We start from the raw sequence: 8,488 nt of genomic DNA on the forward strand, positions 1-8,488 counted from the left end.
GCCGTGGTACCACCTAATTTGGGCCTTTAACCCCTCTCAAATACTAGTTAACGGACGTAAACCGGTCTACCTTACTCTCGTCGTTCAGGTAGACAGCTCACAAGCTACAACTAACAGCGTTCTTGAAGCTTTACACCAACCAGCTTCTCTCTAAAAAGCACCACTATTAGTCCTCTTGCTCAGCGCTTATAGAGGTATTTTAGCGTTTTACCCATAGAGCGTCAAGGTGTTTATAGCAATTCTGCAAAAGCCTGTTCGTTTTGGTTGAGGAATTCATCCCCTACCTTGATTTCAGTAATCTTAATTCCAGCTAAGGCCCGCTCCATGAGCCCATCTACGTCAAGCCGTTCCTCATATTCCTTAGCCTTATCAATCCGGGGCTTTGTCTTTGGCGATGGCGGTGCAAAAATTGTACAGCAATCTTCAAATGGCATAATTGAAAGGTCGAAAGTATCGATCTTTTGTGCGATGTCAATAATTTCTGTTTTGTCCATTGAAACAACTGGGCGAATTACTGGCATCGTGGTTACTTCATTGATAGCGGCCATACTTTCCATTGTCTGTGATGCCACTTGTCCCAAAGCTTCACCATTGAAAATAGCCAGTCCGTCCCGCTTTTGTGCCAAAGCAGCCGTCAACTGTAACATGAACCGCCGTTGCACAGTCATCAGGTAACCAGATGGTACATCATGCTTGACTGTCTCTTGGATTTCAGTGAATGGCACTTGGATAAATTTGATCCGGCCAGAATACTTGGCTAACCGTGCTGTTAATTCCTTGGCCTTATTCAAAGCCTGTTCACTTGTGTATGGAGGACTAAAGAAGTGAACCATTTCAATATCGACCCCACGCTTCAATGCTAAATAACTAGCAACCGGTGAATCAATCCCCCCAGAAAGCATCATCATCCCTTTTCCAGCGGTTCCGACTGGCATACCACCAGCACCCTTGATTTTTTCGTGGCTCAAGAAAATCCCGTTGGTCCGAACTTCAACTCGCAAAGTAACATCCGGATCCTTCATTTTCACCTTGATCCCAGGAATGTTTTCCAAAACATAACTCCCAATCAGATCATTCAACTCGTTAGTATCATACTTAAAATCATGATCTGACCGCCGCGTATTAACCTTGAAAGTCATTCCTGGATGGAACATTTCTTTAATGAGCGCCACTGCGGTAGCTTGAACCTTATCTAGTTCCCGTTCTACTTTGATTGAAGGTGAGAAGTTTTGAATACCAAAGACATCCCGCAAACGACTGATAACTTTATCTGAATCTTCGCCGTTTAACTGGATATGCATCCGGTCCCGGTTAGCTTTGATATCTAATTTTTTAAAGTCGTGCAAAGTATGGCGTACATTGGTCCCCAACCGGTCGATAAAACTACGGCGGTTCTTTCCTTTTGTCGATAATTCGCCATAGCGAACCATAATCTCAGTATATTGCATTCCTGATCCCCTTTCGGACAATTTTATGAGTTAATTGCTTTAAATTTTTCGTACAGTGTATCAAAAACTTTAATAAACTCTTCTGCTTCGGCCATAGTATTGTGTTCATCTAGTGAAATACGCACAGCTGAAGTAGCAATTTTTTCATCGATCCCCATGTTGTGCAAGGTCCCTGAAACCATGTGCTTCTTGGAGGAACATGCACTCGTCGTAGAGATGAAAATATCCTGGTCTTCAAAGGCATGAACGATGGTCTCGCCCCGGACCCCTTTAATGGCAAAGCAAAGAATATGGGGCGCCGAAATCTTCTCATCCATTGGGGAGAAGACCGTCACCTTTTCTTTTTGGACAACATGGTCGTAAATCCGTTGCCGGATAGCGCGTTGTTGGGTAACTTTAGCTTCCTCATCAGTCAAAAGCAAGCGCAAAGCTTTCGCCATGCCTGCAATAGCAGGTAAGTTTTCCGTCCCACTCCGCATGCCTTTTTCTTGGCCTCCACCACTCATCAATGGTGCTAACGTCCGCCCCGTTTTTTTGTAGATAAAACCAATACCCCGGGGAGCATGGAACTTATGGCCTGAAAAAGTCAACATATCAACGCGGTTATTAGTTAATAGGTTTTCAATCCCCTTACCGATTGCTTGGACGGCATCCAAATGGAAATGAATCCGGGGATAATCCCGTAATATCCGCGCCACTTCATTGATCGGTTCAACTGTTCCTACTTCGTTATTGACTGCCATCATTGATACAAGAATCGTATCCGGCCGGATTGCCTGCGCAACATCCTGCGGATCAATCCGCCCGTTCTTATCAACCGGAAGGTAGGTTACTTCAAAGCCTAATTTTTCCAGCTGCGCCATCGAATTCAACACTGCTGGGTGCTCAATACTAGTCGTAATAATATGCTTGCCATAGTATTGTTTTTCCAGGGCAGTTCCTTTAATAATCCAATTATCGCCTTCAGTCCCACCACTCGTGAAGAAAATCTCATGGGGTGCAACGCCCAGTAAAGTTGCAATCTGCTTACGTGATTGTTCTAGTAAGCCATAGGCTACTTCCCCTAACTTATGCAGGGAAGAAGGATTCCCCCAAATCTGTTGACTCACCTTCGTATATGTCGTTAAGACTTCTGGTGCGACTTTGGTTGTAGCACTGTTGTCAAAGTAAATCATTATCTTATCCTTCTTATCTAGTTATTAGTCATTTCATCACTTTACTACATTATCAAGCCATTCTCAACTATTTACCCCCTGAAACAAGCAAATTCAGTTCACCTAAAGGTTTGCTAACAAAAGGATTCTTACTAATTCGTAAACTAGGTACCAAAAAAGAGGTTACTTCCACAGTAACCTCTACTAATAAACCTACTATTTTTGTCTAGCGCCGATCAGCAACTTGACGTTGATATTCGTCCGATAAACGCTTAAATACCCCTGGCTCTACTTTATCAACGGCATGTGAAATTGCATCTAAGGCTCCAACATAGTCATATTCTTGATTGAACAACCGCAATGCTTCTTGGTAGGCCGCATCGACTTCAGGATACCTATTTTTATACCGGTTAGAGTATTGCATTAACCGTTCGACCAAAACTGAACTGTCAATAATGTCTTCGGTTTTACTCTTTAAAACATCCAGATCTGACTGGGTATTTAGCATTGCTTTGGTAATTTCTTCCATATTAATTCGCTGCTCGTTGAGACTGTTATCCAGGGCAACGATTTCGTCACTAACATACAGGAAATAGTCCGTATACTCAGCTGAAACTCCGGGCAGGTTCAAGCGTTCAATGGCACGACGTAACTTGTGAATTTCAACATCAAATTCGGCCACTGCATCTTGGGCTTCTTTTTCTTCTTTCCATAATCCTGCCACGCTAGTTTGAATTTTCTTTTGTTCACTCTCAATCCGTTCTAGCGATGAAAACATTTGTTCATGTTGGGCTAAAACCTCAGTATAGACCACGTTTTCTTCTTCATCCCGATCCCGATATGCACTAAACTGCTGCTGAATTTGCCGAATTTCTCGTCCCAACCGGTGGGCATTTTCTAATTCGTTATTGTTCAGTTCGTAATTTTGTTGTAACCGTTCCAAATCAGCCAATAAATCTTTTTGATGTTGTTCTGCATGAGTAATAAACCGTTGTAATTCCTCAGCCCGATTTTGAACTTTAATTTGAGCAGTGTATTCTTTAGACATCAGCTCATACAGCCGGTCAATCATATCTGCGATCCGCTTGTCAGTCGCCTCTGCTTCTTTAATCTGCAATTGGGTCAAGTTGGTCATGTTTTCTTTACAATCTTTTTGGATATCAGCCAACATCTGTTCCACATTAGAAGTAAAACCGTAATGCTCAGCTGTCATCTTTTGGTAACCAGCAGCTAACTCATCCAACTGCTGTGGAAATACAGTCTTAAGATTGTTATATAAAGGCGGAATGCTCTCCAAACAAGCTTCCATTTCACTGGTATTCTTTTCCAATTGCTTCATTGGTTTTTCCGATTTAACGAAATCGCCACTCGCCGTTAGCTTGGAATACTGTTCGAATTCATCTTCTAAATTGGCCAAGTTTTCTTCTAATTTATCAATTACAGGACCATAAGAGAAATTCTTTGCCAATAACTGTTTGCGGATTGCTTGATACTTCTTCTTGAGGGTTAAAATCAAACGTTGCTGATCTTCCGTATTCTTTTGAATATCTACAAGTTCTTTTTTAATAGCAGCAAACTGTTCATCCGCATCAGCCAAACTCTGGTCAACTTGACCAAGATTCTTTTTCGCAGCGATTAATTGATAAGCTGCAATGTGTTGACTAGCCGTATTTAAATTTTCAGATATTTCCGGCAATTGGCGGTTCATCAAGTACCGATATGATTTGTCAATCTTGTTGAATTGTGTCAGACTGTCCCCTGTCAAATTGAGCCGCTTTAAATTATTAAAATCATCACTCAATTCAGTATCTGTCAGCTCTAGCACTGCAGCGTGCTTTTCTGCCACCAATTTCGTATATTTCTTTTGTAAATATAATATTCCTAAGTAGATCCCCACCGCAGCGAGCACCACTACCACGAAAAAAGCAACCATAACTTGATCCCGTCCTTTACACATAACATATAAACATTAATAATTATATCATACCGAACTCATAGAAACAGCACTAATACGGAAGCACTTCCATTATATCTCCTATCTTTCTGTGCCATTTTCCTTGCCTTTTGCCCTTAAATCTGGTATGTTACTCTTTGTGTAAAATAATGCAGCAGTAACCGGTAAGAACGTCAACAGTTTTTTGCCATAAACGGTTCTGTGAGTAACTCTTCGGCTGCAAGAGCGAAAATCCAAAAAAAACTGCACGAATACTAAGGTTACAACGTTATTTTACTCCAAATAAATTATTGGAGGATTTTTTTATGTCTCGTTATACAGGTCCAAGTTGGAAAGTTTCTCGTCGTTTGGGTATCTCCCTTTCCGGTACAGGTAAGGAATTAGCTCGTCGCCCATATGCTCCAGGTCAACACGGCAATGCTCGTCGTAAGTTATCTGAATATGGTTTGCAATTACGTGAAAAGCAAAAGTTACGTATGATTTACGGTTTAACTGAACGTCAATTCGCTAACTTATTCGTTAAGGCCGGCAAGATCCGTACTGGTAAGCACGGTGATAACTTCATGATCTTACTTGAACAACGTCTTGACAACGTGGTTTACCGTTTAGGTTTAGCTACTACTCGTCGTCAAGCACGGCAATTAGTTAACCACGGTCACATTACTGTTGACGGCAAGCGGGTTGATATTCCTTCATACGAAGTACAACCTGGTCAAGTTATTTCTTTACGTGAACGTTCAAAGAACTTACAAATCGTTAAGGATGCTTTAGAAGCAGTTGTTGGTCGTCCAGCATACGTAACATTTGACGATAACAAGATGGAAGGTTCTCTCGTTCGTTTACCTGAACGTGACGAACTCGATGCAAATATCGAAGAAGCTCTTATCGTTGAATACTACAACAAGCTGTAATAATTTACCGTTTGTTAATCTTAACAACCTCCAGGTGGAGGTTGTTTTTTTAGTTTTTTAAGGAGGAGTTGCTATGAGTTATCCCCTTGCCTTTCGCATGCGTCCCAAGGATCTTTCTGAAGTGATCGGTCAGCAACATTTGATTGCCCCGGGAAAGATTATTTGGCGCATGGTACAAGCTCAACGTCTATCGTCAATGATTCTATATGGCCCACCTGGGACCGGTAAAACAAGTATTGCAGCTGCTATTGCCGGGTCGGCTAATTATGCCCTTCGCAAAGTCAATGCCGCTACTGATGCTAAGAAAAAACTAGAGCAAGTGGTGGCAGAGGCCCAATTAACGGGAAAAGTTGTACTACTTTTGGACGAAATCCACCGCTTAACCAAACCCAAGCAGGACTACTTGCTCCCCCACTTGGAAGACGGAAAAATCATTCTCGTTGGTGCTACCACTGAAAATCCCTATATTGCAATCAATCCGGCCATTAGGAGCCGAACCCAAATCTTTGAAGTAAAGCCCCTTTCGCCTAACGATATTGTCACTGGCCTTGAGCGGGCCCTGACTGATAAAGAGCGCGGATTAGGCAATTATCAAGTCAATCTCTCCGCATCTGCCAAGGACTTCTTTGCGCAAGCTACTAACGGGGACCTGCGCAGCGCCCTCAATGCTTTAGAGTTGGCTGTTACATCCACACCCGCAGACGAATCAGGCGTGATTAACGTGGATCAGACTGTAGCCCAAGAATGCCTCCAAAAGAGGGTCCTAACGGCAGATAGTGACGGCGATGCGCATTATGATGTGATCTCTGCTTTTCAAAAGTCTATTCGGGGGTCGGATACTGACGCCGCTCTTCACTATTTAGCCCGCTTGATCGCTGCCGGTGACCTTCCAGCAATTGCTCGGCGTCTAATCACAATTGCCTATGAAGATATTGGACTTGCTAATCCCCAAGCAGCAGCACGCACTGTTCAAGCGGTTCAAGCCGCCGAAAGAATTGGCTTTCCCGAAGCCCGGATTCCCCTGGCTACTGCAGTAATTGACTTGTGTCTTTCTTCTAAGTCAAATTCAGCTATTTGTGCCATCGATGCAGCTTTGACTGACGTTAATAATGGGGCTGCGGGTCCTATTCCTGACCATTTACGTGACGCCCACTACACAGGAGCCCACAAACTAGGACGTGGGGTTAACTACCTATATCCGCATGATTATCCTAATGATTGGGTCAAGCAACAATACCTCCCGGATAACCTTATCCACAAGAGTTATTTCCGCCCTAAAGGAATTGGGCGGTATGAAACAGCCCTCAAAGAGCGCTATACCAAAATTAAACACGCGCAAGAGCAATCAGATACTAGCAACTGAATTGCCAATTAATACTATTTATGCTAGGATAACGATGGTATCTGAAGTGTACGCGTTATCTTATAAATGTATGGTTGACCGAACACTTTTTACTTTTTGTTCACAATGACTGGCAGCTAGTATGCCTAACCATTATTATCGTTAGGAAACTACAAACCAGGCTACGTGGGCCTTCCTGCTTTGAGAGCGGGTTCAACTACAAAGATGATTAACGGCACAATCGGAGCCGCGAGGCTGAGAGAAAACTCTGTTTTCTCATCAGCCTCTTTTTTATTCACTATGACACCTGATAACGTGGAAAATAACTACAAGTCTAGACGAAAGTCGCCGCATTGCACCTGGTAAAACTGCTAAACCATAGTCGCTTGCCCTGGCAAAGTAGGATCAACAGGGGCAATGGAACTAAAACGAATTTGTTTAGGGAGTTGGGCATTCAACATGGTTGCCATAACTTCCGGATCAATCATTTGTGCTAATTGTATTTGTAAATTTGCCATGCTAACTTCCTCCTAATCTTTAGTTAGTGCTTGGTATTCGTCCGGATGATTATCCTTGAACTGCTTAATCTCTTGATAAGAAGCGATCGCAAGGTTAATCGTTGGTGTTCCCTCGCCTTTTGGTTGGCCGGAAACAACATTTACCGGGCTTTTAGTTAGTTGGGGTTCGTTCTTGACATTAAACAGGTAACTATCGCTCTCTTTAAGCGCTGTTAACTGTCATCTAAGCCTTCTAAGCCATTGTCACTTAAAGATACCTTGTCCAATCTAACAAGGCGCTTACAGCCTTGCTATTGCGTGGCTCCGTCATAACTGCTTTAATCTGTTCATCGCTTAGTCCCTGTTCCTTCAAAAACTCTCGTTTCATGAGAAATCGCTCCTATCGTGTTTATTTTTCGTGGTCCGTGCCACGGGTTTGACTGCATAAAAAATAAGCAGTTTAACGACATGCTCAGGTCGAAATATTATGATTTAATCCCATTCACTTTGCGTCCCAGCCTCTCTACTAAGTTCATGTTATAAAATGCTGGCTTCGCAAAAATATCTACATTGAGTGTTACATGCATTTTAGAATTTTCTGCATTGGCGGCGTATTCTACACCTTTTACATGTACTGGAACCTTGTTATCCATGCTATCCCCATCCATAGTAAAACACTCTAGGGAATGAATTACTCTCAATCATTTTCTTTATTTGCCTATATGCATGAGCTTCGAACTTGTTACTAATTTTAAGTTCTTTGCCATTAATTATATAACGCAAATTTCTCTTATATACCCGCATTACAGATACAAACTTATGCTCTATATCATGGTCGTGAATTGAATATTCCACATATTTATCGTTGTTATCAATCAATCTTAATTCCACCATCATGATTTTTTGGTCTTTCTCATGTCAACAGCTTTTTTATAAGGCAGATTGTAAAATTTAAGTTGAACATTTTAGTGGACAGAAAAACCCATAAAGGTCTTTAATGGTGTCGTTACAACATTCCATTAGAAAGAAGGACCTTTATGGGCACCACTATCTTATCATTTGAAGACCGAATTGTCATCGAAACGCTTCGTCATGAAAAGCGATCTCTTCGATATATCGCTGATTACCTGGGCTTTAGTAAGACTACTATCTTTAATGAAATTCACCGGTTAAAGGGTGAAT

Annotated in this window: 8 protein-coding genes, 1 other RNA gene and 1 other annotated feature (1 of these 10 running past the window's edge); of the genes, 4 read left to right on the top strand and 5 right to left on the bottom strand. The window is 42.1% G+C overall.

Annotation, left to right across the window (positions count from 1 at the left end; genetic code table 11):
- Positions 1-192 (bottom strand) — a binding site (T-box leader); it reaches 15 nt to the left of the window's first position.
- Between the two features lie 38 nt (positions 193-230).
- From thiI to ezrA, 3 genes are all read right to left on the bottom strand, one after another.
- On the bottom strand, positions 231-1,448 hold the full coding sequence (gene thiI, locus G541_RS0102645) for a tRNA uracil 4-sulfurtransferase ThiI (RefSeq protein ID WP_027826413.1): 1,218 nt from the start codon (positions 1,446-1,448) through the stop codon (positions 231-233).
- 23 nt (positions 1,449-1,471) lie between these two features.
- Positions 1,472-2,623 (bottom strand): cysteine desulfurase family protein, encoded by a 1,152-nt coding sequence (locus tag G541_RS0102650; RefSeq protein ID WP_027826414.1) that lies wholly within the window; start codon positions 2,621-2,623, stop codon positions 1,472-1,474.
- 205 nt (positions 2,624-2,828) lie between these two features.
- Positions 2,829-4,535 (bottom strand): septation ring formation regulator EzrA, encoded by a 1,707-nt coding sequence (ezrA, locus tag G541_RS0102655; RefSeq protein WP_027826415.1) that lies wholly within the window; start codon positions 4,533-4,535, stop codon positions 2,829-2,831.
- A gap of 326 nt (positions 4,536-4,861) precedes the next feature.
- Here ezrA and rpsD point away from each other — a divergent pair, with 326 nt between their 5' ends.
- From rpsD to ssrS, 3 genes are all read left to right on the top strand, one after another.
- On the top strand, positions 4,862-5,467 hold the full coding sequence (gene rpsD / locus G541_RS0102660) for a 30S ribosomal protein S4 (RefSeq protein ID WP_009553719.1): 606 nt from the start codon (positions 4,862-4,864) through the stop codon (positions 5,465-5,467).
- A gap of 73 nt (positions 5,468-5,540) precedes the next feature.
- On the top strand, positions 5,541-6,830 hold the full coding sequence (locus G541_RS0102665; protein ID WP_027826416.1) for a replication-associated recombination protein A: 1,290 nt from the start codon (positions 5,541-5,543) through the stop codon (positions 6,828-6,830).
- A 35-nt stretch (positions 6,831-6,865) separates the two neighbouring features.
- A non-coding RNA gene (ssrS, locus tag G541_RS10120) (6S RNA) lies at positions 6,866-7,061 on the top strand.
- A 119-nt stretch (positions 7,062-7,180) separates the two neighbouring features.
- Here the strand turns inward: ssrS and G541_RS10370 are convergent.
- Together G541_RS10370 and G541_RS10515 are read right to left on the bottom strand one after the other, a co-directional pair.
- Positions 7,181-7,327 (bottom strand): major head protein, encoded by a 147-nt coding sequence (locus tag G541_RS10370; RefSeq protein ID WP_009553722.1) that lies wholly within the window; start codon positions 7,325-7,327, stop codon positions 7,181-7,183.
- 464 nt (positions 7,328-7,791) lie between these two features.
- Positions 7,792-7,959: a hypothetical protein gene (locus G541_RS10515; protein ID WP_169439833.1), complete on the bottom strand. Its 168-nt coding sequence runs from the start codon at positions 7,957-7,959 to the stop codon at positions 7,792-7,794.
- 384 nt (positions 7,960-8,343) lie between these two features.
- Here G541_RS10515 and G541_RS09245 point away from each other — a divergent pair.
- On the top strand, positions 8,344-8,488 hold a 145-nt coding region (locus G541_RS09245; RefSeq protein WP_035162759.1), incomplete at its 3' end, for a helix-turn-helix domain-containing protein.

The organism is Ligilactobacillus saerimneri DSM 16049, assembly GCF_000423265.1.
GTDB classification, from domain to species: domain Bacteria; phylum Bacillota; class Bacilli; order Lactobacillales; family Lactobacillaceae; genus Ligilactobacillus; species Ligilactobacillus saerimneri.

Coding starts and splice junctions, on each gene's coding strand:
- G541_RS0102650 (WP_027826414.1), bottom strand. CDS start 2,623: ATGATTTACTTTGACAACAGTGCTACAACCAAAGTCGCACCAGAAGTC.
- G541_RS10515 (WP_169439833.1), bottom strand. CDS start 7,959: ATGGATAACAAGGTTCCAGTACATGTAAAAGGTGTAGAATACGCCGCC.
- rpsD (WP_009553719.1), top strand. CDS start 4,862: ATGTCTCGTTATACAGGTCCAAGTTGGAAAGTTTCTCGTCGTTTGGGT.
- G541_RS0102665 (WP_027826416.1), top strand. CDS start 5,541: ATGAGTTATCCCCTTGCCTTTCGCATGCGTCCCAAGGATCTTTCTGAA.
- thiI (WP_027826413.1), bottom strand. CDS start 1,448: ATGCAATATACTGAGATTATGGTTCGCTATGGCGAATTATCGACAAAA.
- ezrA (WP_027826415.1), bottom strand. CDS start 4,535: ATGGTTGCTTTTTTCGTGGTAGTGGTGCTCGCTGCGGTGGGGATCTAC.
- G541_RS10370 (WP_009553722.1), bottom strand. CDS start 7,327: ATGGCAAATTTACAAATACAATTAGCACAAATGATTGATCCGGAAGTT.